This window comes from Cecembia lonarensis LW9 (assembly GCF_000298295.1).
Taxonomy (GTDB): domain Bacteria; phylum Bacteroidota; class Bacteroidia; order Cytophagales; family Cyclobacteriaceae; genus Cecembia; species Cecembia lonarensis.
Map to the genome: position 1 here is coordinate 1 of NZ_AMGM01000057.1, position 25,119 is coordinate 25,119.

Here is a 25,119-nt window from a genome sequence, read left to right on the forward strand (position 1 = left end):
ATATTTTAATCAATAATCTACCCCAACCTGAGCCAGGTGTGGGTTCAAATAACTGGGCAGTAGCACCTGCCAAAACCAAAAATGGTGCAGCAATTTTGGCGAATGATCCCCATCTTAGTCTTAATCTCCCTTCCTTGTGGTATGCCATGCAGCTTTCAACACCTGAGTTTACGGTTAAAGGGGCAACACTTCCCGGTGCCTTGGGAATCATTTCCGGGTTCAATGAAAATATTGCATGGGGAGTAACCAATGCCACCAGAGATACCAGGGATTGGTATTCCGTTCAGTTCAAAAATGAAGATAGAACGGAATACCTTTACAACGATAGGTGGATTCAAAGCACCTTACGAATAGAGGAAATCAAAGTGAAAGGTCAGGCGTCATTTATAGATACTGTAGTTTATACCCATCATGGCCCCGTCGTTTTTGACAGATCATTTAGAGGAGACAGACAGGATGTGAATTTTGCTTTGAAATGGACCGCACACCTTGAATCCAATGAGCAGAAAACTTTTCTCTTACTTAATAAGGGCAAAAACCATCAAGATTATTTGGAAGCTTTAGACCACTTTACCTCCCCGGCGCAGAATTTCGTTTTTGCCTCCAGATCAGGAGACATTGCGATGAAAGTTCAGGGGAGATTTCCATTAAAGTGGGAAGGGCAGGGGAAATACCTAATGGACGGGAATAATCCGGCTTTTGAATGGCAGGGCTTTATTCCTTTTGATCAGAATCCTGCCACTTTGAATCCGGAGAGGGGTTTTGTATCATCTGCCAATCAGCATTCCACCGACTCTTCCTATCCTTACTTTATGTTTGATGACAGCTTTGAACATTACCGGAACAGAAGGTTGAATAATGTATTGCGTGAATCCGAAAATATAACGGTTGAGGACATGAAAAAGCTTCAATTTGACCAGTATCATCTCCATGCAGCAGAAGCATTGCCTGTAATGCTACACTTACTCGATCAAAGTGGAGGCATAGATGAATTTGGGGAAAAGGGAGAGGCTTTTTTGGAGGAATTGGGACAATGGAATTTCAATACTTTTCCCAACCAGAAAGAACCTGCCTTATTTCAGACCTGGTGGAAACACTTGTACCGCAAGATTTGGGCAAAATGGGAAAATGACAGCCTTTCCATTGTTTTGCCCAATAAATACCAGACCGTAAAGCTATTGAACAATGAACCGGAGAACCCATTGTTTGATCTTCCGGAAACAGATCAGATTGAAACAGCAGCGGATTTGGCCCGCTTGAGTTTTCAGGAAATGGTGCAGGAAATTACTGCCTGGCAGGAAGAAAAGGGAAGTTATGAATGGGCAGCTTTCAAAGGAACAAGAATCATGCACTTGGTTCCAAACTTTGAGTCTTTCAGTAGAAGAAATATATACACAGGCGGCTATAGTGGTATTTTAAATGCCACAGGAGAAAGACATGGTGCTAGTTGGCGCTATGTCGTGGAGATGGGCGATGAGATTACCGCTTTTGGCATTTATCCCGGCGGACAATCCGGTAATCCTGGTAGTCGGTTTTATGATAATTTTATTAAAATCTGGGCCAATGGTGATTATGTTAATTTTGATTTGAGAAAGCAGGAAGAACCGGCTGAGGTTTTGTTTAGGACCAAATTCACCCAATAGACCATGCAAAAGTTTCTGATTATATTTATTTTGACCGCTTTAACAGTTTTGTTTATTGGCCCTTATGTCCCTTTTTGGGTATTGATGTTAATTGTAGTGCTTATTTGCTATTTCACGGGTGCAGGGGCAGGCAGTTCCTTTTTGTCTGCAGGACTTTCTTTTGGCTTGGTATGGTTCTTTATGGTGATTAAAGTCCTTATCAGTAGCAATTCCGATTTACCGGTTCATATGGCTGATCTGATGGGCTTAAAAAATGATAATCTTCTCTGGTTTTCCACGGCCTTATTGGGCTTTTTGATTGGAGGTTTTTCTGCCATGACAGGCGCTTTGCTTAAGAAGCTTTTTCAAGCTAGGTATGAAGGGGTGTATAGGAGATGAAAAGAGGTTGGCAGGTCGTATGCCAACCTCTTTTTTCTAAAAATTACCATTCCGGTTTATTTCTGGTTGTTAGTGCTAGAATAATCGGTTTGGTTACTCCGCTAAAAATCAATTATGATCTATGACGAATTTACGATAGGACAACATATTGGACAAATTCTAATCGGATAAGTGAGAACAATTATAGATTTTTTAATGATAAGCTTTCTTTGTTTCTGAATTGATAAATAATCAGTTGATTTTTAATTTGAAATGAATGACTGCCTGCTGTCCTGCGTTTTTAACGCTGGACTGTTGGTTGCTGAGCTTTCAGCTCAGTTTTCGGTTAATCTGAGTTCAAAAAACCAGGCATTAATGGTCCCGCGTTCGGAAACGCGTGACAACGTCACCGAATACTGCTTTAGCTGCCAGTAATAGGAGGATTGAGCGTTTCTGTTGTCCTGCACCCTCCCCTTCTTCGCCCTTTCTCCACTTCGCACTTCAGAAAAAGCTTTGCAACCTTCCTGATCCCACCTTGAACATTTGAACTTTGAACCTTGAACAACTGAATCGTCCGCCCTCCGAAGACCGGTAAGGTTTCAAATCAAGATGTTAACGGTTAAAAGTTAACGGTTAACTGTTAACTAATCCTTAGTCCTTTGAAAAACCAAGCGCAGATCATCATCGACTTAAGCCTAACTTTTTTAAAAAATACCCTGTACAGGGGATTTACAAGGGGACTTTTGTTTTATATCTTTGAAATGGGTGATTCAAACAACTTTTTGGTCTCAGCTTTTATAGTAAAATGTGGGGGGATTGTTTCAGCGATTGTTTTGTACCCCCACTTTTTTCAAGTATTTGGTGATCAAAAGATGGGAATTAATGCCTTGTAAAAAAATATTAAAACTTTTTGTTAATATGATTTGGGTGAGTACTTTTGTTGCTCATGTAGGCTGAGCCCTATTTTTATGTTAGACTATTTAATTACATCCAAGACCAGGTTAAGACTTTTGATTAAGTTTTTTAGCAACCCTAAAAATCAAGGGCACTTACGTGGTTTGGCGGATGAATTTGGGGAGTCTACTAATGCTATCCGAAAAGAGTTGAATCACCTTTCCGAAGCTGGCTTACTTTTGAAGTCAGCTGAAAGCAACAAGATTGATTACAAAGCCAATACCCAACACCCCTTGTTTTCTAATTTACATGACCTGATCCAAAAGTACTTAGGGTTTGATCAGCTATTGGCAACAGTTTTGGAGAGAATGGGGGATGTGGACCAAGTGGCCCTTGTGGGTGACTATGCTAGAGGACTGCATACTGGCAAACTCAAAGTTCAGATATCCGGAGATGAAGTAAATGAGGAATATTTGGATAGGCTTTCTGAGCGCATTAAAGAATTGATAGACAAAGAGGTGGAGTTTCAGGTGACAGCAGAGATCACCCATCCCGACGCTTTGTTTTTGTATCAAAAAAGCAGCTGACTCCGTTAGGAGGATTTGTGGCTTTTTTTATTTTATTAAACTCAACCCGCTAAGCGCATGCAAATGTGACTGAGAGGGCGAAGCTGTAAGAAGAGGGAAAAGGTTCGAGGGAAAAGGAGATAGTATTAAAATAAAGTTTTCTTTACTTATTTTGTTAAATGTAAATTTTTAAGCAGATGGAAATTAAGTCATTTGAGGATTTAGGAGTATGGCAAAGGAGTTTCAAGTTAGCTGTTGATATTTTTGAAATCACGAAACATGATAAAAATTATGTAGTAAAAGATCACTTAGTAAAGACTGCTTTGTCTGTTCCTTCAAATATTGCTGAGGGTTTCGAGCGGTCTTCAAATAAAGAGTATATTAGGTTTTTGGATATTTCAAAAGGTTCGAGCGGGGAGCTGAGAACGCAATTGATGTTTGCCCAAGCTGTTAATATCATTGAATTTTCAAAAGCAGACGAGATGATCACCGAATGCAAAGAAGTTGGAAAAATGCTTGGTGGTTTGATCAAATCAAGGAAACAAATACAAAAAAGATTAGATAGTAAAGAATCCTAAGCCTTTAACCTTTCACCTTTTACCTTTCTCCTTTTCCCTCTAATTTTATTATGAAAAGACTCTTATTCATCTTAATACTAATTGCAATTAATGCTGGAGTTTCCGCCCAATCCTTGTCGGATATACAAAACGTTAAGGTCGATAATTTATCTGACGCACAAATTGAACAATTGATCAAGCGGGCAGAGGGTCAGGGACTGAATGAGCAACAAATGCTCAACATGGCAGCGGAGAGAGGCATGCCGGCAGGAGAAGTGGCTAAATTAAGACAAAGGATTAATGCCTTACGAAGTGGGGGTGGGAGTATGCAGCAACAGCAACAGGGGACTGCAAGACAAGGGCAGTTGCGACAGGTGCAGGGAATGAGGACTCAGGAAGATATTTTTGACTCACTAAGAAAATCGGATCCTTATTATGACCTAAGCCCCACCCAAAAGAAAATTTTTGGATACAAATTATTTCATAACCGTAACCTTAATTTCAATCCAAGTCTCAATGTTCCCACCCCTCAAGGGTATACCGTTGGCGGTGGAGATCAGTTGCTGATTGATGTATATGGTGCCTCCCAGCAATCTTATGATGTCACAGTCAATCCTGATGGGAGGATTTTCATTCCTAATGTGGGCCCAATTCAGGTGGGTGGATCGACCATTGCTGCGGCAAGTAGCAGAATCAGGACGGCTTTAACGCGAATCTATTCCGGTTTGGGTGGCAGTAACCCTAACACATTTATGGACATCCGCCTAGGAAACATCAGGACGGTTTCCATCTCCTTAGTTGGAGAACTGGTACGTCCGGGCACTTATACCCTACCTTCTTTCGCCTCACCTTTTAATGCGCTGTTTTCAGCAGGAGGCCCAAATGAAAATGGCTCCTTCCGGCATATACAGATTTATAGAGACAGTAAGTTGCTCAAAGAAATAGATATCTATGAATTTTTGGTGAAAGGGGAATTTACCACGCCAATTACCTTGAGGGATAATGATGTCATCATTGTGCCTCCGGTAAGGTCCAGAGTAGAAATTATAGGTCCGGTAAGGAGAGAAGGATTGTTTGAAATGAAGGCCGGAGAGACATTGGAAAATTTAATCGCCTTTGCCGGAGGGTTTAGTAGTCAGGCGTATAGGGAGCGGATCACTGTTACCAGAAAGACTGGTGAAGAAATGAGGGTAGAAGATGTAGATGCGGCCAATTTTGGGGCATTCTTTTCTCAGGATGGAGATACCTATCGGGTAGGGGAGATATTAAACCGCTTTGAAAATAGGGTACAGATTACTGGAGCTTTAATGCGTCCAGGAACTTTTGCTTTAAATCCTGGCATGGGGGTGAGGGATTTGGTGGATAGGGCCCAGGGCTTAAGGGAAGACGCTTTTGTTAACAGAGCCACTTTGTACAGGACCAGAGGGGACTTTTCCCTGGAAATCTTACCGGTAGATATCAAGGCCATTCTCAATGGAGAGGTAGAGGACATTGCTTTGAGAAGGGAAGATGTATTGAATATCCCTAGCATTTATGATTTGAGAGAAGAGTTTTATGTGAAAATTTCCGGTGAGGTAAACAGACCTGGGGCATTTGCTTTTGGGGAAAATATGACGGTCGCTGATTTGGTACTTAAGGCTGGAGGTTTTAAGGAGTCGGCCACTTCTTCCAAAGTAGAGATTGCCAGAAGGGTGAAGGATGATATTTCAGGTAAGTTGGCAGAGATCATTCTTTTGGATGTAGATAGGGACTTAAAAGTCAGTGGTACCAGGGCTTTGGAACCTTTACAACCTTTTGATCATGTCATGATCAGGAGAAGTCCTGGTTTTCAGCGGGAGCAATTGGTCAGGGTAGATGGAGAAGCTTTTTTTCCTGGAGAATATGCCATCGCCCATGCAGATGAAAGGATATCCGATTTGATTAAAAGGGCAGGAGGGTTGAATAATTATGCCTATCCCAAAGGAGCTACCTTGATCAGAAGGAATGAATTCTATAAAGAGCCAAGTGAAGATGAAATCAAGGCGGAAACCTTAACTAAGGTTAAAGCAAATATCAGCAGGGACAGTTTGGACAGGACAGAGTCAGATAAGATCTTGTCTTCAAGAATTGACCGAAAGATTGCTGAAACTAAGTCCGCTGATAAAGCAAGAAGGGGTACCATTGATGCAGAGGATTTCAGACAGCAGTCGATAATGGAGTTAGGGGAATCCCAGGAAGGTATTGGTCAAATTCAGATCAAGGATACGGAATTGATTGGCATCGATCTGGAAACCATTTTGAAGAATCCTTATGGACCAGAAGACCTTATTTTAAGAGAAGGAGATGTATTGAGTATTCCTAGGGAATTGCAAACGGTGAGGATGAGAGGAGAAGTGTTGTACCCGACTTCTGCCAGGTACAGGGAAAATGCAGGCTTTAAGCAATACATTTCCAGGGCAGGTGGGTTTACGGAAAAGTCCAGAAGAGGAAGATCTTATGTGATCTATGCCAATGGAGATGTGCAAAGAACCCGGAAGTTTTTGTTTATCAATGCATATCCAAGCATAGAGCCTGGTGCTGAAATAATAGTACCTGCTAAACCTGAAAGAGAACCCATGAGCATTCAAGGTTGGGTAGGATTGGCAACGAGTTTAACTACCTTGGTGATTTTGATAGATAGAATAGGTAGTAATTAATATCAAATTAACATATAACTTTTACTTATGAAGATTACAGTTGTTGGAACTGGTTATGTAGGCCTTGTTTCTGGAGCTTGTTTCGCTGATGTGGGCATTGAAGTCGTCTGCGTAGATGTAGACCAAAAGAAAATCGATGGTCTGAAAAATGGAATCATGCCTATTTATGAACCAGGTTTAGAGGAAATAGTAAAGCGCAACTATGCCTCGGGGAGGTTGCAGTTTTCGACCAATTTAGGTGAAGCCATTCAAGGTTCTGAAGTGGCCTTTATTGCCGTTGGAACCCCTCCTGGAGAAGATGGTTCGGCAGATTTGAAATATGTGCTGGCAGTGGCCGATGAAATTGGTAGAACCATGAGTAATTACATTGTGGTGGCGACCAAGAGTACGGTTCCTGTAACCACAGGGGAAAAAGTAAGAGCTGCTATCAAAGCCGCTTTAGAAAAGAGAGCTGCAGATTTACCTTATGCCGTAGCTTCAAACCCTGAATTTTTGAAAGAAGGAGCTGCTGTGGAAGATTTTATGAAGCCTGATCGAATTGTGATTGGGGTAGATGATGAAAAGGCAGAGGCCATTATGAAGCGCTTATACAAACCCTTTCAGTTGAATGGAGACCGCATTATTTTTATGGACATTCCTTCTGCGGAAATGACCAAATATGCCGCCAATGCCATGTTGGCCACTAAAATTTCCTTTATGAACGACATTGCCAACCTCTGTGAGAAAGTGGGAGCCAATGCCAATATGGTACGTAAGGGTATTGGTTCTGACCCAAGGATCGGCACTAAGTTTATTTACCCAGGAGTAGGTTATGGAGGTTCTTGTTTTCCTAAAGATGTAAAAGCCATCATCAAGACAGGGAAGCAGTATGGCTATGACCTGAAAGTGCTTCAGGCAGTTGAGGAAGTGAATGAAGCCCAGAAGCATGTATTGGTGCAAAAAGTGAAGCAGCATTTTGGAGAGAACCTTTCAGGAAAAACCTTTGCCTTATGGGGCTTGAGTTTTAAGCCCAATACTGATGATATGCGTGAAGCTCCTGCGATTGTGATTATTGATGAACTTATAGCTTCTGGAGCAAAAGTCAAAGGTTATGATCCCATTGCCATGAAAGAAGCCCAACATATTTACGTGGGAGAAAAAATCACCTATGCCAAAGATGCTTATGATGCTTGCGTAGATGCCGACGCCTTATTGTTGATTACGGAATGGTCTGAATTCAGAATTCCTTCTTGGGAAGCAATCGGAAAGTTATTAAATAACAAGGTAGTTTTTGATGGCAGGAATATTTATGACAAGAAATACTTAGCAGAGTTAGGGTTTGAGCATTATGGGATAGGGGTTTAGGAAATATGTTTTACTATGAAAATAAATGTAATATATACAACAAGAAAATGAAGTATGCAAAGTTTTAGATAATTGCGCAGGTAATAATATATTTTCGTTATCTATTAATTCATAAGAATATAGAACAATTATATAAGACATCTTAAAATTTACACTTTTTTACAGTTGATAGTTATTTTTGATGGTAATATTTTCGGAAAGCAATATTCTTTCTAAAAAAGAATAAGGAAAAACAAAAATCTTTATTATGGCAAGTAATTCGATGAGATTAAACAGTATAGATATATTATTAACAAATTTTATTGAAAGAATATTATTTCAAAAAAATTAAGTTCTTCAAAAATATTAATTCAAATATTTGAAATAAGATGATTGAAACTCTAAGAATAAAGAGATCAAGACTAGAAGGTCAAGTCAAAGTAAGTGGTGCTAAAAATAGTTCTCTTAGGTTATTGGCGGCTTCATTACTTACTGATGAAAAAGTAGAGTTGTATAATTTTCCAAATGGGTTGCTTGATGTACAGGTTCATTTGGCTATGTTGAAAATATTGGGGAAAGAAATTCAGTCTTATGAAGATACAGTTTTAATATCAGAAATAGACGCAAATGTTACAACTATTCTAAATTGGGAAGGTAGATCAATTAGAAATACATTATTAATACTAGGGGCTTTAACTACTAGATATGGAAAAGGACGAGTGCCGCTTCCCGGTGGATGTAAGCTTGGCGAGAGAAAGTATGATTTGCATGTAATGCTTTTAGAACGTCTTGGAGCAAAAGTTTGGGAAGAAGATGGTTTTTTGTGTGCCGCTTCAAATGGAGAAAGATTGGTAGGAAACGAAATCCATCTACCAATGAGATCTACTGGTGCAACTGAAAATGCAATTTTGTGCGGTTCTTTGGCTAAAGGGGAAACAGTGATTTGGAATCCACATATTCGTCCTGAGATTATGGACCTTATTGGTTTGCTCAAAAAAATGGGAGCCAAAATTAAAGTTTTTGGTCAAAAATGCATTGTTATCGAAGGAGTTGATAAACTAAAAGGTGCTAAACACGTAGTTATTCCTGACAATATGGAAGCGATTACTTGGGCTATTGGATCTGTGATTACCAAAGGTGATGTAGAAATAATCAACTTTCCATTTGAACATTTAGAAGTTCCATTAATTCATTTGCGAGAGAGTGGAATGAAATATTATCGGGGTTCTCATAGCTTGATAGTAAGAGGGGGAGAGGCATATCCAGTAGAGATAAGCACAGGGCCTTATCCAGGAATTAACTCCGATATGCAGCCTTTATTTGCAGTATATGGAGCAATTTCTCAAGGTGAATCTAAAATAATAGACTTGAGATTTCCAGGGAGATATGGTTATGCTGAAGAACTTTCTAAAATGGGTATGAACTACAAAGTTGATGGAGATATGCTTTTCATTAAAGGGGGCACACCTTTAAAAGGAACAAGTGTCAAAGCATTAGACTTGCGTGCTGGTATTGCTTTACTATTGGCAGGGCTCACTGCAGAAGGTGAAACGTTAATTGAAAATTCATGGCAAATATTGAGAGGATATGAGTTTTTAGAAAAAAAATTAGAAGAATTAAATGTTATTATTTAAGCTAATTACTTTTGATTTACCTAACTCGAGTGTTAAGTCATTTTTGAGATTTTACTTTTTTGACCCTACCTATAGGTTATTACTAAATTATAGACTAGGTAAATTTTTCATTAATTCTAATTTTTGGATACTTAGAATTATAGGTAAAATATATAAAAGAAATATGATAATAAAACGGAGTTGTCAAATTTCATATAAGTCTACTTTAGGTAAAAATTTAAAGTTTCCGCATCCTTTGGGGATAGTTATTGGGGACGAAGTTGTTATTGGAGATAATGTTATTATTTTCCAAAGTGTTACAATTGGAAGTCATGGTAGCAGAGATAAGAGAAAAAGTTATCCAATTATAGAATCAGGCGTAAAAATATATGCAGGAGCAAAGGTTATTGGAGGAATTACGATAGGAGAAAATGCTATTATAGGAGCAAATTCCTTGGTAAATAAAAACGTTCCTCCTGGTTCAATAGCAGTAGGCATTCCTTGTAGAATAATTAATTCTCGATTATGAGAACATTTTTACAAGATTTATTAAGTGTTGGGTCCTCAAAGTTCATCATTATTATTTTTGGTTTACTAACTTCAATTGTAACTGCACGTCTTCTTGGCCCAGAAGGTAACGGTATAATTGCGGGTTTAACTGTATACCCTTCTTTATTTATGTCGATTGGGTCTCTTGGAATTAGACAATCAACGACATATTACATTGGGAAGAATATATTTTCAGAAGATAATATAAAATCTGCTATAACTCAAATTTGGTTTTTCACATCTATTTTTTCAGTTTTTTCATGCTATTTTCTAATCCAATATTTAAACAGCTACAACGAATTTTTAATTTTAACAGTATTAGCATTGATTCCAATCCCATTTAGTTTATTTAATACTTACAATTCAGGATTGTTTTTAGGTAAAAATGATATTAAAACTTTTAATAAAATAAATTGGATTCCACATCTAATTATTTTTATTTCTACGATAATTTTTGTGATTATTATAAAACTTGAAGTGAGAGGTGCTATGATTGCTCAATTTTCAGGGCCATTAATTATGTTTTTTTTACTGCTTTTTAAAAATAAGTTTTTGAAATATTTCTCTTTAAAATTTGATTTGAATTTAATTTTCAATCTATTAAAGTTAGGCTCTATTTATGCATTATCTTTACTTGTAATTAATTTAAATTATAAGATAGATATTATTCTTTTAGGTAAATTAAGTTCGGCATTCGAATTAGGTATTTATACTAAAGGAGCAGGCATAATCCAATATCTTTGGCAAATCCCTATGTTTCTAAGTACAATTGTTTTTGCAAGAAGTGCGGTTTCCAAAAATGATCTTGAATTTTCTCTAAAAGTTTCGCAATTACTAAGAATAACAATAGTTTTAATTGGCTCTGGCAGTTTAATGCTCTTTTTGCTTTCTGATTTTATTATTATAGGTATGTATGGAGATAATTTTATAGGAAGCATAAGTGTTTTAAATCTACTAGTCCCGGGTGTTCTCTTGATGACTTTTTTTAAAGTCATGAATATGGATTTAGCTGGAAAAGGGAAACCTTGGATTTCATTAAAAGCGATGGTCCCTTCTTTAATTATCAATATAATATTGAATGTATTACTGATTCCAATCAAGGGCTCAGATGGTGCAGCTTTGGCATCGACAATAAGTTATAGTTTATCAGGATTGTTATTTTTACATTTCTATAGTAAGGAAGTTAGAATTCCAATTAAGAAAATACTTGCTTTTGCAAAAAGTGATTTTGATGTATTTTTAAATTTTTCAAAAAAATAAAAGTTAATTAATGAAAGTATTTAATAATTTTAACTTGGAAAATTTTAATGCCTATAATTTAAGTTCTGTATGTTCTAGAGCTTATTTTCCCGATTGCGAAGCTGATATAATAAACGTTATTCAAAAGGCAAGACCAATAGTTATAGGGAATGGTAACAATCTTATTTTAACTAAACAATTCTATAAAGAGGATTTTCTAATTCTAAATGGATGCTTCCAAAAAGTAATGCTGGAAAAGGAGATTATTATAGCCGAGGCTGGTGCCACCTTGTTTGATTTAAGCGAAACAGCGTTTCAAAATAATTTGTCAGGCTTAGAGATTTTTTATGATATACCCAGTTCTGTTGGAGGTGCTGTAGTGATGAACGCAGGAACTAAAGAAGTCGAGATAAAAGATTTGTTGATAAAAGTGAGATACCTGGATTTAGTGGATGGCAAGATAAAAGAAATCTACAAGGAAGATATAGGTTTCGAATATAGGAATAGCTTCTTTCAAGAAAATGTAAATACTATAATTTTGAAAGTTTGGTTTAAACTTGAGAAAGGAGATCCCTTAAAAATTAAGTCCAAAATGCTTCTAAATAAAGAAATACGTTGGTCCAAACAACCAAGAGATTATCCAAATTGTGGTAGTGTATTTAAACGCCCCCCTGGTAGATTTGTTGGACCAATGTTGGATGAATTAGGACTTAAGGGTTTTACTATAGGAGGTGCTAAAATTTCCGAAAAGCACAGCGGGTTTATAGTAAATACAGGAAATGCTACAGGTAAAGATATATTACAAATTATTGAAATAGTACAAAAAAAAGTAAAAGAAAAATTTGGTGTGGATCTGGAAATAGAACAAAGGATCATCTAATGGAAAGATTGTTATTTGTAATATTTAGTGATAAAGTTTCTGGTACACAGAAGAGAGTTTTGAACTTGTTTACTTGTTCACTAAATTTAAACCATGACTTTTTTTTATTTATTAATCGTAATTTATATTATGAATTTTTAAAAAATGAAGAGTTAAAAAATAAGCTTAATGAAAATATCTTTTTGGGGAAGGTATTTATTATCAACGACTATCGATTCGGGAATTTCTTTTTCAGGATTTGGTCAATTTTAAGATTTGTTAGGAAGAAAAAAATAAAAAAAATTCATGGTTATTTAAGTGCTATTTATCCTATTGTCACTGTTTCACCTATTATTAAAGCAAAAGTTAGTATAGAATTAACATCTCCTGATAATGCAATAAAAGTCTCCCATCTTATTAGTAAATATAGTTTTTTTTATAATCTTTTGGATAAAATTCTATGTGTAAGTCCTACTGTTTATAAAATAATGTCTAGGCATTCTTCTGATTACATATCAAGGAAAATTAAAGAAATTGGTTTACCTTTTCACTTTATTGAATCTTCTACTTATAATACTGAAATTTCACAAAAAGAAAAAATTATCGTTTTTGCAGCAAGATTTATTTCTAGGAAAAATGGATTATTATTTTCTAGAGTAATTTTTGACCTGTTTGAACAAGAGAAATTGAACGGTTGGTATGTTTACATTCTTGGTGAAGGTCCAGAAAAAGAGGTTATTGAAAAAGTCTTAAATCCTTTTAGAGATAGAGTTTTTGTTGGATTTAGACCAGATATTAATGAGATTCTTAAAATTAGTTCAATTTTTGTTTCAATTATTCAACCTGATAATTATCCCAGTCAAAGTGTTTTGGACGCAATGTTTTTCTCAAACGCCTTAATTCTTAGTGATAATGGAGATTCGGAGAAGTTTATTAAAAATAATGGAATTTTGGTTGAATTAAGCTCAGATGGTATCAAAAAAGGAATAGAGGTTATGATAAATAACCCTGATATTCTTAAAGATTTTCAAAATCAATCAAGAGCTCTTTATGATGAAAATTTTGATCATAAAAAATATATTGAAGAATTTATTAGTATAATATGAAATTAGTTTTTGCAATTAGTTCTCTTGGGAAAGGGGGAGCAGAAAAAAATTTTTTTAATCTAATTAAATATTTTCGTGAATCATTTCAAGTTTCAATAATAACTCTAGATAATAAAGGGAAATACTACTATGATTTATGTGAGTTAGTTGGAGAAAGGAATATATATTATTTATCCAAAAGGAAATTTGGTTATCTTTCTATAATTTTGAAGATAAGAGGAGTATTAAAGCAGGTAAAACCTGATAGAATAATATCATTCTTATTTACAATGAATTATTTAATGGGCATTTCTGCATTAGGGACAGATTTTAAGCTGATTTTGTCTGAAAGAAATAACCATAGAGTTCATTTAGAAAATAGAAAAAATACAATTCTAATTAAGGCTCTTTTAAAAATTGCTTATTTGAGATGTGATAAAATAATTGCTGTCTCAGAAAAAATCAAGGAAAATATTAGTAAAGATTTTTTAATTAAACCTAATAAAATTATAGTAATTTATAACGGTCTCGAGTTTGAAGAATATATTGATATTCAAAGAAATATGCGGTTAGTTACTGCGGCAAGGCTTGTTCCTCAAAAAAATTATCCAATGCTTTTGAAGGCATTGGCCTTCTTAAAAAATTCCCATCAAATTTCAATATTTTGTGATATTCTTGGAGATGGGGGACTAATGGATGATTTGAAATTTTTAGCAAATAAATTAGGTGTTTTAGATCAAATAGTTTTTCATGGTGAAGTATCTAATGTTCAACAGTTTCTTATTAAAAATTATGCTTTCATTTTGACTTCTAATTATGAAGGATTTCCTAATTCGTTACTGGAGGCCGCATACTATAATGGATTATTGATTTCTACTGATTGTGAAACTGGACCTAACGAAATAATAAGTGATAATGTTAATGGTTACTTGATTCCGGTGAATGATTACATAAACTTAGCAAATAAAATAAAATTTATCTATGAAATGTCACCTGAAACCGTTAGTAGAATAAGAAACTTAAGTAAAGAAAATAGTTTGAAATTTTCTATTCAAAGTATGTTAAATAAGTTCGAAAATGTTATTAAAGAATAAAAAGAATCATATTCTTTCTTATTCTTTAAGTGATTTTATTATTTATTTTTTGATTTTAGCTTTATTTTTGTTGTTTTTTAAAACTTTGTTTTTTAATGTTTTAGGTGCAGATTTTCGAGGGTTTAATCTTATAGTTTTCTTTGCAATTGTTATTTGTATTTTTTCTTTAAGTATTATTAGAAATGATTTCAGGATTAAAATTGAAAAAGAATATTTTTTTTTATTTTTAGGAATATCCATTATTTCGATTCTGAGTAGTTTTGGCAATATCTCCAAAAGTGTCTTTCTTTTAAGTTACTATAAAACTTTCTTAATTTTCTTATTTTCATTTTTTGCCTTTCAGATAAACTTAGGCTTTAAAAATCTCTATATTTTAATATTTGCTTCTTTTTTAATCTTGAGTTTTTTTCTTATACTATCCTTGTTTGAGGCTTTGTTACTTAGTGGGACAATTGATTATTATGAAACAGTTATAAAGTATGTTTTTATTGGGAAGGCGGATGTAGGCTCCGTCTCTATAATATTGGTTTCATTATCTCTTTTTCTATTTCGAGAATGTAAATTAAAAAATGTAAAGTACGCATTCCTGTTAATTTCATTTTTCGCAACTGGTTTTACTGCTGCAATGGGACTTAGGAGAAGTTCTATAGCCATTCTTTTTATTTGGTTTTTGTTCTTTTTCATTTTTTCCAAAAATAGAATAAAACTACTTTTTTATTTGATACCGGTTATTTTTATTGGACTTATTGTTTTATCCAATTCAACTTTGCTTTACAGATTCTCAAATTTGGGAGTTTATTTAGATCCAGAATATGCAGACAGTATTGCTAGGACTCTGTTGCTAATAAAAAGCTTCGAAATTGCCAATGATTTCTGGCCTTTAGGTTCAGGTTTTGGAAGTTTTGCTAGTGAATATGCGTTCATTAATTATAGTAAACTTTACTATGATTATGATCTATATTTTGTAAGAGGGTTAGAACCATATGCAGGCAGGTATAATGGAATTAGTTCTTTTCTTTTGGATACTCATTGGCCACATATCATTGCTGAATTGGGTTTTTTAGGATTCTTGATTTATATGATAATGTTCTTCTATTTTCCGTTTAAATCAGTCTTTATTTCTTCTGAAAAATTCAAGAAATTAAGTCTGTCGTTTTTATTATTGTCCATGTTTTTTGGGGTTTTTATCGATAGCTTAGGAGGGACTACTATTGAACAAACTAATTTTGCGTTTTTTATAGGTTTGGTAGGAATTTATATTTATAAAACACTAAAGAATATTGATTAATGAAAATTCTTCATGTAACTAATTTGTACCCTAACACAACAAATCCTGTATATGGAATTTTTGTAAAAGAGCAAATTGAATCTTTAAAGGAGGTTGGAATTCATTGTGAAGTGTTTTTTATAAATACTAAAGAAGATGGTTTAAAATCATATTTAACATCATTGTTTAAACTAATTAAAATTTCTAAAAAATTTGATATTATTCATTCACATCATATAATTACAACGTTCTTTTGTTCTTTTATAATAAAAAGAAATAAACACGTATCCTCATTTTTAGGATCTGGAAAAAATAATATTAAAGGGTTACCAAATATTATTTATAATTTTTTGTTTCGTTATGTTTATGCAAGGGTTTCAAAAATTATAATTAAAGACAATAAAGACCTAGAGAAAAAATATAGAAAAATAAAATATCTTCCCAACGGGGTTGACCTTAACTTCTTTATGCCATTGGATAAAAGAAAAGCTAGGGAGGAATTGAAATTGAGCCAAAAGAATATTTATTTACTATTTATTAGTGCTAATAATCTTAATAGAAGAGTAAAACGATTTGATAAATTTTTAGCAATCTTTGAAGGTTTAAAAACAAAATTACAAAATTTAGAAAAGATTACCTTGGTTAATGAAAGTAGAGTAAACTTGCGAAATTATTATAATGCAGCTGATATTTTAATTGTTACTTCAGATTTTGAGGGTTCGCCGAATGCAGTTAAAGAAGCAATGGCATGTAACTTACCTGTCGTTTCAACACCTGTTGGTAACTTGGAGATTCTATTTTCTAATTTGGAGAATTACAAAATCGCTAAATCAGGAGCAGTAGAGGAATTAATCAAATTGACCCTAGAAGTTATTGATAATTACAGTTTAAAAAGTGGTAGAGAAAGGTTAAAAAGTTTAAGGCTGGATCAACACTCTGTAGCAATCGACCTTGTTACCATTTATGAATCAATTTTAAAAGAAAATGGAAATTAATCTGATAAAAATCCTTAAGAGTATTTACAGAAATAAAATTTTTATAGTTGTATTTACTCTAGTTTTTGCGATCCTTGGAATCTTTGTCTCTTTTCTCATCCCTATTAAGTATTCAAGTGCTATCAGAATATTTCCTGTTAACTCTCAGGCAAGGGTTACTAATCAAATTTCGCAATTATCTGGTCTTGCTTCATTAGGAATAGGAGCAACGGATAATTCTAACCCTATTTCCCCTAGTCTATATAAAGAATTAATAAAAAGTGATTACTTTATTTTTAGATTTCTAAACGAAAAGTTTTTTTTCGATTCTAATAGCAAAAAGCAAACTTTACTTGAGTATATTAGAGAAAGGGAGGATAATAATGACTTATTTACTTTTTTGAATCAACAGGAATTCGTTGACTTAGTACCTTTGAGTGAACAAGAATGGCTTTTAATAGAAGATTTAAAAGGTATTAATCAAGTAGATTATAATCCTAAAGAAAATATTATAACTATAAAAAGTCAATTTGAAGATAAAAGCGCTACTCCACAAATGGCTTTATTTACCAAAATGTATTTTGAAGAATATTTAAGGGACTTTCAGGAAAGAAAAAATGAAGCATTAAAGACTAGGTTATTAAATAGATTTGAGGATGTTAATATTCAATTTTTCAATAGTTTTCAAGAATTAGCCAATTATAGAGATCGAAACAGAAACATTGGTGTAGAATCTCAAAGATTAGATGAGCTTCTTTTGGAAAATCAATTTAATATACAAAGAGAAATCTTTTTATCATTTAGTAATCAGATAGAACAACTTTCCGTTGAGAATGAACGGAGTTTTGTCTTTTTTACGTCTCTCGATCCTGCCAGAGTACCTATTTATAAATCTAGTCCTAGGAAGATATATGTCATTTTTGGATTTACTCTACTTGGATTTTTTTTATCTTTAATGTATTTGTTATTTAAGTATTATTATATTCAACTTAAACAAAATTGGGATAATGTCTAATATTAATCCAATACCAGTTAATGGTATTAGAATTTATCCGTTTAAAAATCAAAAAGAATTATTTACAATAATTGAAAATAAAAAAATAATTCTATTTGCAATTAATGCAGAAAAAATCTTGCATTCCAATAAACAAATGGTTGATTTAATCAATAAAAATATTGGGTACGCTGATGGCGTTGGAGCAAGATGGGCTTTAGAAAAAAGAGGTGCTAATGATGTTATTAAAATTCCTGGTTGTGAGCTTTGGTTGGAAATAGTTAATTATTTTTTAGAAGAAAAGTCCTTTTATTTAATAGGTGGCACAGAAAAGGTCATCAAAGAAACCGTGGATAAGCTTAATTTAGAGTTTCCAAACTTTAAACTATTAGGCTTTAGAAACGGCTATTTTAAGTCAGATGATGATAAATTAGAACTAATTAATGATGTTTTAGAAAAAAAGCCAGATATAGTATTTGTTGCAATGGGTTCTCCAAAACAAGAAATTTTAATGTCTGAATTATATAAAGTCCATCCTGCAATTTATCAAGGTTTAGGCGGGTCATTTGATGTTTATACAGGTAATGCGAAAAGAGCCCCGAAATGGTGGATAGAAAATAATTTGGAATGGGCATATAGGTTAATTAAACAACCCTCAAGAATAAAAAGACAATTTCATCTTATCAGGTTTTATTTTTTGTTGAAATTTAATAAGCTTTAAATTTTTTAGATTTATGAAACTTTTTAGACAATTTCTAATATTGATTTCTAGCCGAAGAAAAATTTTTATTAGAGCTATTTTTCTAAGTGTATCACTTATTAATCTAAATAAGGCTCAAAGCCAAATTGTACCTGCTGGAAATAGACCCTTTGAAGAATACTTCAGGAGGGGTCAACTTATGGAAGGGTTAGAGCATAATTCGTATTCTTTTACTCTTAGGCCAATGGTCAATTTTTCAATTAATGATTCAATTAAGCAAAATTTTAATCTCACCCCCTTGTATACAACCACAGAGTTTAATTCCAATCGACCTTATAGTTGGGGAAACGGCTTAATGATCCCCAATACTGGATTACAACAATATATTTCTTTTGGACTTGTCTTTACTTCAAAATTCTTTGAGATTCAATTTCAGCCAGAATTTGTTTTAGCAGAAAATAAATCTTATTTCGGATTTCCGGACACTTTTGATGAAAGAATTACTAGAGCGAGGTTCCATTTTTGGAATTATAGTGATGTTCCTGAAAGGTTTGGTGAAGGTAGCATATCAAAATTTAGTTTTGGACAGTCTAAAGCCGTTTTAAAGTTTAAAAAAATTGAAATGGGCTTAGCTTCACAGAATATTTGGTGGGGTCCAGGTCAGTGGAATGCATTGACTTTTTCAAGCAATTCCAGGGGATTTCCCCATTTAACATTAAACACTAGAGAATCTCTTAATACATTTTTGGGAAATATTGAGGGCCAAATTTTAATTGGTAGACTTGAAAATTCAGGCATGTTTCCAAGTCAATTTGATGATCTTAACCTTAGATTTTTCAGGAGGTTTAATGGGGACTGGCGCTACCTAAACGCCATGATGATTTCTTTTAACCCTAAATGGATTCCAGGACTGTTTTTTGGCATTAATCGGACATATCAGCAATACAATGAGATGAGAGGTAATTCCTTTAGAGAATTTTTCCCAATTTTTGATCCTTTCCAAAAAACAGAATTTGGTTTTGATAGGGATAGTGAAGGAAGAGATCAACAAGCAACAGTTTTTGCTAGACTTTTAATACCAAATGCTAAAGCAGAATTATATTTCGAATATGGTAGGAGAGATCATGCGTTCAATTGGCGTGAAGCAATCTTGAATCCTGAGCATGCAAGAGCCTATATTATTGGTTTTAAAAAAATAATTGAATTAAAAGAACATAATAAGCTTTTACAAGTAAGAGGAGAAAGTACCCATCAACAAGAGTCTGTAAATAGATTTATTCGGTATGAAGGATTAGCAGGTCGTTATAGTTGGCACATGCATCAACTTGCACGAGGTTTTGTCAATTATGGGGAGCAATTAGGGGTAGGAATTGGTCCAGGTTCAAATGTCCAAACCTTTGAAGTTTCATTAGTTGACAAATTTGATAAAATCGGTGTCTTATTTGAACGCTTAGAGAACCATCAGGACTTTTATTATCGGGCATTTGGACAACAAAAAGAGCATCAACCTTGGATAGATTTAAGCTTGGGGTTTTTGTTTAATAAGCAATGGAATAACCTTATTCTAAGCTCAAGGTTACAATTGATCAATGGGTCCAATTACCAATGGCAACTCCACCCCGACAGCACTCCTCAATTTCCGCGCGGACAAAACTTGTTTTCTATACATTCTCAAGTAAGTTTAATTTATTTGTTTCAAAAAAGTAAAGATTAAATTTTACTACAAAATCAATTTTTTGATATTTGATCTTAATTAGTTTTTCTAAGTTCTAATTTTATGGATTTCCTAGTTTTATTTTTAATTGCTTTGTCGGTCGGGCTATTGGCCATGCCGATTCTTATTAGGATATTTTTAAGGATGAGGGTAACCGATTCCCCCGGGGGAAGAAAGATTCACAAGCAACATATCCCTTCAATGGGGGGAATTGTAATTTACTTATCTGTTTTAATTGCTGCATTGTTTGCCTTATTTTTTTCCGAGATGCGGCAATTGAATTATTTCCTTGTTGCATTTACTTTGCTGTTTTTTACTGGCTTAAGCGATGATTTGACCGAGTTAAGGCCCATACACAAACTATTGGCACAATGCATTGGTTGTTTACTTGTTGTGGTTTATGCAGATATCCGTATTACTGGACTTTATGGTTTTATGGGGATCGAAGTCCTGCCTTTGGCGCTATCCTTTGCAATTTCTTTTTTGGTTATTATTTCTTTGACCAATGCCTTTAATCTGATTGATGGGCTTGATGGTCTGGCAGGAAGTATCAGCCTAATGAATTTTACATTCTTAGCTTGGTGGTTTTCAGTAGCTGGTAATGAATCGTTTGGTAAGTTAGCGCTAATTTTTTCTGGGGCTTTATTAGCCTTTTTGGTATTCAACTGGCAACCTGCCAAAATTTTTATGGGCGATACGGGTTCTTTAAGTGTAGGGTTTACCCTAGCTGTAATGTGTATTCTTTTTATTGATTCTAATGGAAATCTAGAGGCTGGTCATCCTTGGAAATTAAATGCACCTATTGCTTCTGCGCTGGCACTGACCATCGTCCCTGTATACGATACTTCAAGGGTATTTATCCGTAGAATAAGGAGAAAAAAATCTCCTTTTGAACCTGATAAATCCCACGTACATCATTTTTTGCTAAGAATGGGGTTGAGTCATGCTCAAGTTGTTTTGATACTTTCTGCCATAAAATTGCTTTTTATCGCTCTGATCATTATATCCGCACCTTTATCAGATACGTGGATGATTCCGTTGGTATTGGGCTTATCCTTACTTTTAGGCTGGAGACTGGATGCTTATACCCTAAAAAGGGTTAAAGTATTGGCTAAAAAGGCTCCTCCTGTCTTGGCCAGAAAACCATTGACTACAAATCAAATTAAAAAAGGATTATTGGAGAAGTTCCCTGAAGAAATTCATATCTCTGACAATTAAAAATAATGAAAGGCATCATCCTAGCCGGAGGCTCCGGTACCCGTTTGTATCCGATTACTAAGGGTACTTCCAAACAGTTGTTGTCCATCTACGACAAACCCATGATCTATTATCCCCTTTCCGTACTGATGTTGGCGGGGATACGGGAGATCTTGGTGATTTCTACACCGGAAGACCTGCCAAATTTCCAGAAATTGCTGGGGGATGGCTCGGAAATAGGGATAGAACTTTCCTATGCCGTACAACCCAGTCCTGATGGACTGGCACAGGCTTTTATCATAGGGGAAGAGTTTATTGGGAATGACCCGGTATGTCTGGTCCTTGGGGACAATATCTTTTATGGACATGGATTGACAGAATTGCTCAGAAATTCCAGGGTCAATGTAGAACAACAAGGTAAAGCCACCATTTTCGGTTATTATGTCAATGACCCTGAGCGCTATGGGGTGGTGGAATTCAATGGAAATAACCAGGTGCTGAGTATAGAAGAAAAGCCTGTTGAACCCAAGAGTAATTATGCGGTGGTAGGCTTGTATTTTTACCCTAACTCCGTAGTGGAAATTGCCAAAAATGTCCAGCCCAGCGCAAGAGGAGAATTGGAAATCACCTCAGTAAACCAAGAGTATTTAAAAAGAGAGCAGCTGAAAGTTGAATTAATGGGCCGGGGTTATGCCTGGCTGGATACAGGAACCCATGAATCCATGCTGGAAGCTTCCAATTTTATCCATACCATAGAAAAGCGTCAGGGTCTCAAAGTGGCCTGTCTGGAGGAAATAGCTTTCGATCTAGGTTATATTGATGATCAACAACTGATGGCTCTGGCCGAACAATTGAAGAAAAACGAATACGGTCAATACCTGATCAAAAGGGCGAAAGCGAAGAAAAAAGGATAGAGTTAAGTGGGATTTCCGAAGGTAGGGAGAGAGATATTTTTGAACCATTAAGAAATTAAGGTTTTTAAGGGATTCATTAAGGGCCTCGGCAAGCCCGACGGGAGCAGACTGGCTCGGCCACCGGGATTTGAATAAATAGGGGGGAGGGAAGAAATGCGGCAAAGCCGCATTTCTTCCCTCCCCCCCAGGTTTTCCAAACCTAAATCCCGTTCCCCGAGCTCGGTTAGTGAGCTTGCCGAACTAAGGTTGGTGAGCCTGCCGAACCATGCCGATGGGCTTCCTAACCAAATTTAATTCTCCTACGTGTAAGATTTCGGATACTCAGAAAAGTAAAAATTAATTGGTATTTTTTTTTGGTATAAACATAAAAAAATAATCAGTCGTAAATCCTTGGCTCTTGGAAAAATATATATACTATTTTTGGGGTTAAAAAAATCCGCCACATAGGCACATAGAATACATAGCAAAAATCCGGCACATAATACGGTCATCAGAGCCAGGCTGTTCCAATACCAAAAACCACGGCAGCGACAGCCTAACTATGTTGGCTATGTTACTATGTTGTCCAAAAAACAACCTGAACCTCCACAAAAATCCTTTTTTATTTGCCACAACTTGTCCCGCATGCGGGATAGAAACATAGAAAACATAGCAGGGCAGCGGCAAACATTTATTTTTAAAATCAGGCGGTAGATACCGGGAAAGCTATATGTGCTATCTTCTACCTATGTGGTTAAAAAAATCTACCACAAATGTCCCCCTGTGGTAGAAGGGGATGAAGCTTCAATAACTGTCATTTCTTTTTCTGTACATTTTCTTAATTGTTGAATTCTCAGGATGACGGCAAAAAATACGTTCACTCCTACCTCCAAAACTCCTACCTTGATAACCCATCTATGGGAGGTCAGCCCGACAACCATGACAACATTCCTTCCCACTCTCCATTCCTAATTTTTCATCCTTAATTCTTCACCCCAACCTTTTTTCCACTATTGGTTTGGGCAAAAAAGGTTTTTAACCTATTTTCAGACCGAAAAACCAAATATATCCTATGTTGAAGAGATTAAACTTGACCGCTGTCATTTTCTTATTGGCCTTGGTATGGCATACCACAGAGGCCCAAGTGGAACGCTGGCAGCAAAAAGTCAAATATGAGATGGATGTGACCATGGATGTGGAGACCAACCAATACCGTGGCACGCAAAAATTAGCCTATACCAATAATTCTCCTGATACCTTAACCCGGGCATTTTATCATTTGTACTATAATGCTTTCCAACCCAATAGCATGATGGATGTGCGTTCCAGGACCATTGCTGATCCGGATAGAAGGGTTGGGAACAGGATATTTAACCTTAGTCCTGAAGAGATCGGCTATGTGAAAGTGAATGTGCTGACCATGGATGGTCAACCCACTTCTTTTGTCCATGAAGAAACCATCTTGGAAGTGGATTTGCCACAACCCATTCTGCCTGGGCAAACGGTAACCTTTGACATGGAGTTTGAAGCACAGGTTCCCCTTCAGGTCAGAAGAGCAGGCCGGGACAATGCAGAAGGAATCCGCTATTCCATGGCGCAATGGTACCCTAAAATGGCTGCCTATGATGTCAGAGGTTGGCATGCCAATCCTTATATCGGAAGAGAGTTTTATGGGAATTTTGGCGATTTTGATGTAAAAATCACCATCGATAAAGCCTACACCCTTGGTGGCACGGGCTATTTACAGAATGCCAATGAAATTGGCCATGGATATGAAGATGCAGGAGTAACTGTTCCGGCACCGCAGGGTAGTACTTTGACATGGCATTTCTTTGCTCCTGATGTGCATGATTTCATGTGGGCGGCTGACCCCAATTATACCCATGAAAAGGTTCAGATGGAAGATGGTCCCATGGTTCACTTCTTATATGTCAAAAATGATAAAACCGCTGAAAATTGGAGCCGACTAAAGGGCTATACGGTAGATGCCATTCAGTTTATGAGTGACAATTTTGGGAAATATCCTTATGATCAATTTTCTGTGGTGCAAGGAGGCGATGGCGGTATGGAGTATCCTATGTCCACGTTGATTACCGGGCATAGGAATATGAGAAGTTTGGCCGGAGTTACCATACACGAACTCATTCACATGTGGTATTATGGGGTATTGGGCTTTAATGAATCTTCAGAGCCTTGGTTGGACGAGGGGTTCACTACCTGGGGTACCAATGTGGTGATGGATGCTGTATTCGAAAAGGATCCTAATTTCATACAAGATGGCAACTACCGCTCTTATTTCCGTTTGGCAGAATCTGGATTTGAAGAACCTTTGACTACCCATGCGGATCATTACGATAGGAATTTTGCTTATGGCGCAGGCACCTACTCTAAAGGAGCAGTATTTGTAGAGCAATTGGCATACATCATGGGTAAGGAAAACTTTGATAAAGCCATGTTGAGACTATGGAATGACTGGCAATTTAAACATCCTACCGGTATTGATGTGATCCGCGTCTTCGAGAAAGTGTCCGGTCTGGAATTGGATTGGTATTTAGATTATTTCGTGGCTTCGACCAAGACCATTGATTATGGTGTTAAAAATGTGGAAGCTGCAGGTGACAATACCAAAATCACCTTAGAAAGGGTAGGGCAGATGCCCATGCCTATCGACTTGGTGGTAACTTATCAGGATGGTTCTCAGGAAACCATCTACCTGCCCTTGGTCATCATGAGGGGAGAGAAACCAGAGGAAGCTGATATGCCTGCAAGGGTAATGACAGAAAAATGGCCTTGGACCAATTATACCAAAGAAGTGACTTTGGCAAGACCTATTTCTGATATCCAATCTGTGGAAATTGATCCTAGCCTGAGGTTGGCAGATGTCAATCGGGCCAATAATAAATTTGAAGTGAGTGTGGCTTTGCCG

The 25,119-nt window shown here is 35.7% G+C and carries 20 protein-coding genes; all 20 read left to right on the forward strand.

Going from position 1 to position 25,119, the window contains the following annotated elements:
- Nucleotides 1–2: 2 nt before the first annotated feature.
- Nucleotides 3–1,643, forward strand: a complete 1,641-nt coding sequence (locus tag B879_RS15090) for a penicillin acylase family protein (protein ID WP_438501548.1) — start codon at nt 3–5, stop codon at nt 1,641–1,643.
- 3 nt (nt 1,644–1,646) lie between these two features.
- Complete coding sequence (locus B879_RS15095) at nt 1,647–2,021, forward strand: hypothetical protein (RefSeq protein WP_009186070.1); 375 nt, start codon at nt 1,647–1,649, stop codon at nt 2,019–2,021.
- A 947-nt stretch (nt 2,022–2,968) separates the two neighbouring features.
- Nucleotides 2,969–3,481 carry a hypothetical protein gene (locus B879_RS15105; protein ID WP_009186072.1) on the forward strand — a complete coding sequence of 171 codons (513 nt, stop codon included), beginning with the start codon at nt 2,969–2,971 and terminating at the stop codon, nt 3,479–3,481.
- A 176-nt stretch (nt 3,482–3,657) separates the two neighbouring features.
- Nucleotides 3,658–4,038: a four helix bundle protein gene (locus B879_RS15110; protein ID WP_009186073.1), complete on the forward strand. Its 381-nt coding sequence runs from the start codon at nt 3,658–3,660 to the stop codon at nt 4,036–4,038.
- Nucleotides 4,039–4,088: 50 nt separating this feature from the next.
- A complete protein-coding gene (locus tag B879_RS15115) occupies nt 4,089–6,692 on the forward strand; it encodes an SLBB domain-containing protein (protein ID WP_009186074.1) in 2,604 nt (867 codons plus the stop codon).
- 27 nt (nt 6,693–6,719) lie between these two features.
- Nucleotides 6,720–8,036: a UDP-glucose dehydrogenase family protein gene (locus B879_RS15120; RefSeq protein WP_009186075.1), complete on the forward strand. Its 1,317-nt coding sequence runs from the start codon at nt 6,720–6,722 to the stop codon at nt 8,034–8,036.
- 368 nt (nt 8,037–8,404) lie between these two features.
- Nucleotides 8,405–9,649, forward strand: coding sequence for a UDP-N-acetylglucosamine 1-carboxyvinyltransferase (locus B879_RS15125; RefSeq protein ID WP_009186077.1), 1,245 nt, complete (start codon nt 8,405–8,407; stop codon nt 9,647–9,649).
- On the forward strand, nt 9,636–10,157 hold the full coding sequence (locus tag B879_RS21870; protein ID WP_009186078.1) for a serine O-acetyltransferase: 522 nt from the start codon (nt 9,636–9,638) through the stop codon (nt 10,155–10,157). Before B879_RS15125 ends, B879_RS21870 begins: the two co-directional genes overlap by 14 nt.
- The gene (locus B879_RS15135) at nt 10,154–11,437 is read left to right on the forward strand and encodes an oligosaccharide flippase family protein (protein ID WP_009186079.1); all 1,284 of its coding nucleotides are present in this window, start codon (nt 10,154–10,156) and stop codon (nt 11,435–11,437) included. Before B879_RS21870 ends, B879_RS15135 begins: the two co-directional genes overlap by 4 nt.
- Nucleotides 11,438–11,447: 10 nt before the next feature.
- Nucleotides 11,448–12,296: a UDP-N-acetylmuramate dehydrogenase gene (gene murB, locus B879_RS15140; protein WP_009186080.1), complete on the forward strand. Its 849-nt coding sequence runs from the start codon at nt 11,448–11,450 to the stop codon at nt 12,294–12,296.
- Nucleotides 12,296–13,381: a glycosyltransferase gene (locus B879_RS15145; protein WP_009186081.1), complete on the forward strand. Its 1,086-nt coding sequence runs from the start codon at nt 12,296–12,298 to the stop codon at nt 13,379–13,381. The genes murB and B879_RS15145 overlap by 1 nt, the downstream gene beginning before the upstream one ends.
- Nucleotides 13,378–14,454: a glycosyltransferase gene (locus B879_RS15150; protein WP_009186082.1), complete on the forward strand. Its 1,077-nt coding sequence runs from the start codon at nt 13,378–13,380 to the stop codon at nt 14,452–14,454. The genes B879_RS15145 and B879_RS15150 overlap by 4 nt, the downstream gene beginning before the upstream one ends.
- The gene (locus tag B879_RS15155; protein ID WP_009186083.1) at nt 14,438–15,742 is read left to right on the forward strand and encodes a hypothetical protein; all 1,305 of its coding nucleotides are present in this window, start codon (nt 14,438–14,440) and stop codon (nt 15,740–15,742) included. Before B879_RS15150 ends, B879_RS15155 begins: the two co-directional genes overlap by 17 nt.
- Nucleotides 15,742–16,716, forward strand: a complete 975-nt coding sequence (locus tag B879_RS15160; protein ID WP_009186084.1) for a glycosyltransferase family 4 protein — start codon at nt 15,742–15,744, stop codon at nt 16,714–16,716. The genes B879_RS15155 and B879_RS15160 overlap by 1 nt, the downstream gene beginning before the upstream one ends.
- Entirely contained in the window at nt 16,706–17,710 is a 1,005-nt protein-coding gene (locus tag B879_RS15165) for a Wzz/FepE/Etk N-terminal domain-containing protein (RefSeq protein WP_009186085.1), read from the forward strand. The genes B879_RS15160 and B879_RS15165 overlap by 11 nt, the downstream gene beginning before the upstream one ends.
- Nucleotides 17,703–18,410 (forward strand): WecB/TagA/CpsF family glycosyltransferase, encoded by a 708-nt coding sequence (locus B879_RS15170; RefSeq protein WP_009186086.1) that lies wholly within the window; start codon nt 17,703–17,705, stop codon nt 18,408–18,410. Before B879_RS15165 ends, B879_RS15170 begins: the two co-directional genes overlap by 8 nt.
- Before the next feature lie 13 nt (nt 18,411–18,423).
- A complete protein-coding gene (locus tag B879_RS15175) occupies nt 18,424–20,103 on the forward strand; it encodes a capsule assembly Wzi family protein (RefSeq protein ID WP_009186087.1) in 1,680 nt (559 codons plus the stop codon).
- Between the two features lie 63 nt (nt 20,104–20,166).
- On the forward strand, nt 20,167–21,321 hold the full coding sequence (locus B879_RS15180) for a glycosyltransferase family 4 protein (RefSeq protein WP_009186088.1): 1,155 nt from the start codon (nt 20,167–20,169) through the stop codon (nt 21,319–21,321).
- Between the two features lie 5 nt (nt 21,322–21,326).
- Nucleotides 21,327–22,214, forward strand: coding sequence for a glucose-1-phosphate thymidylyltransferase RfbA (gene rfbA, locus B879_RS15185; RefSeq protein ID WP_009186089.1), 888 nt, complete (start codon nt 21,327–21,329; stop codon nt 22,212–22,214).
- Nucleotides 22,215–23,265: 1,051 nt separating this feature from the next.
- Nucleotides 23,266–25,119: M1 family metallopeptidase (locus B879_RS15190; protein WP_040400845.1), on the forward strand; the 1,854-nt coding region annotated here is incomplete at its 3' end.

Coding starts and splice junctions, on each gene's coding strand:
- B879_RS15150 (WP_009186082.1), top strand. CDS start 13,378: ATGAAATTAGTTTTTGCAATTAGTTCTCTTGGGAAAGGGGGAGCAGAA.
- rfbA (WP_009186089.1), top strand. CDS start 21,327: ATGAAAGGCATCATCCTAGCCGGAGGCTCCGGTACCCGTTTGTATCCG.
- murB (WP_009186080.1), top strand. CDS start 11,448: ATGAAAGTATTTAATAATTTTAACTTGGAAAATTTTAATGCCTATAAT.
- B879_RS15110 (WP_009186073.1), top strand. CDS start 3,658: ATGGAAATTAAGTCATTTGAGGATTTAGGAGTATGGCAAAGGAGTTTC.
- B879_RS15165 (WP_009186085.1), top strand. CDS start 16,706: ATGGAAATTAATCTGATAAAAATCCTTAAGAGTATTTACAGAAATAAA.
- B879_RS21870 (WP_009186078.1), top strand. CDS start 9,636: ATGTTATTATTTAAGCTAATTACTTTTGATTTACCTAACTCGAGTGTT.
- B879_RS15180 (WP_009186088.1), top strand. CDS start 20,167: ATGGATTTCCTAGTTTTATTTTTAATTGCTTTGTCGGTCGGGCTATTG.
- B879_RS15125 (WP_009186077.1), top strand. CDS start 8,405: ATGATTGAAACTCTAAGAATAAAGAGATCAAGACTAGAAGGTCAAGTC.
- B879_RS15145 (WP_009186081.1), top strand. CDS start 12,296: ATGGAAAGATTGTTATTTGTAATATTTAGTGATAAAGTTTCTGGTACA.
- B879_RS15170 (WP_009186086.1), top strand. CDS start 17,703: ATGTCTAATATTAATCCAATACCAGTTAATGGTATTAGAATTTATCCG.
- B879_RS15135 (WP_009186079.1), top strand. CDS start 10,154: ATGAGAACATTTTTACAAGATTTATTAAGTGTTGGGTCCTCAAAGTTC.
- B879_RS15120 (WP_009186075.1), top strand. CDS start 6,720: ATGAAGATTACAGTTGTTGGAACTGGTTATGTAGGCCTTGTTTCTGGA.
- B879_RS15095 (WP_009186070.1), top strand. CDS start 1,647: ATGCAAAAGTTTCTGATTATATTTATTTTGACCGCTTTAACAGTTTTG.
- B879_RS15155 (WP_009186083.1), top strand. CDS start 14,438: ATGTTATTAAAGAATAAAAAGAATCATATTCTTTCTTATTCTTTAAGT.
- B879_RS15105 (WP_009186072.1), top strand. CDS start 2,969: ATGTTAGACTATTTAATTACATCCAAGACCAGGTTAAGACTTTTGATT.
- B879_RS15115 (WP_009186074.1), top strand. CDS start 4,089: ATGAAAAGACTCTTATTCATCTTAATACTAATTGCAATTAATGCTGGA.
- B879_RS15160 (WP_009186084.1), top strand. CDS start 15,742: ATGAAAATTCTTCATGTAACTAATTTGTACCCTAACACAACAAATCCT.
- B879_RS15175 (WP_009186087.1), top strand. CDS start 18,424: ATGAAACTTTTTAGACAATTTCTAATATTGATTTCTAGCCGAAGAAAA.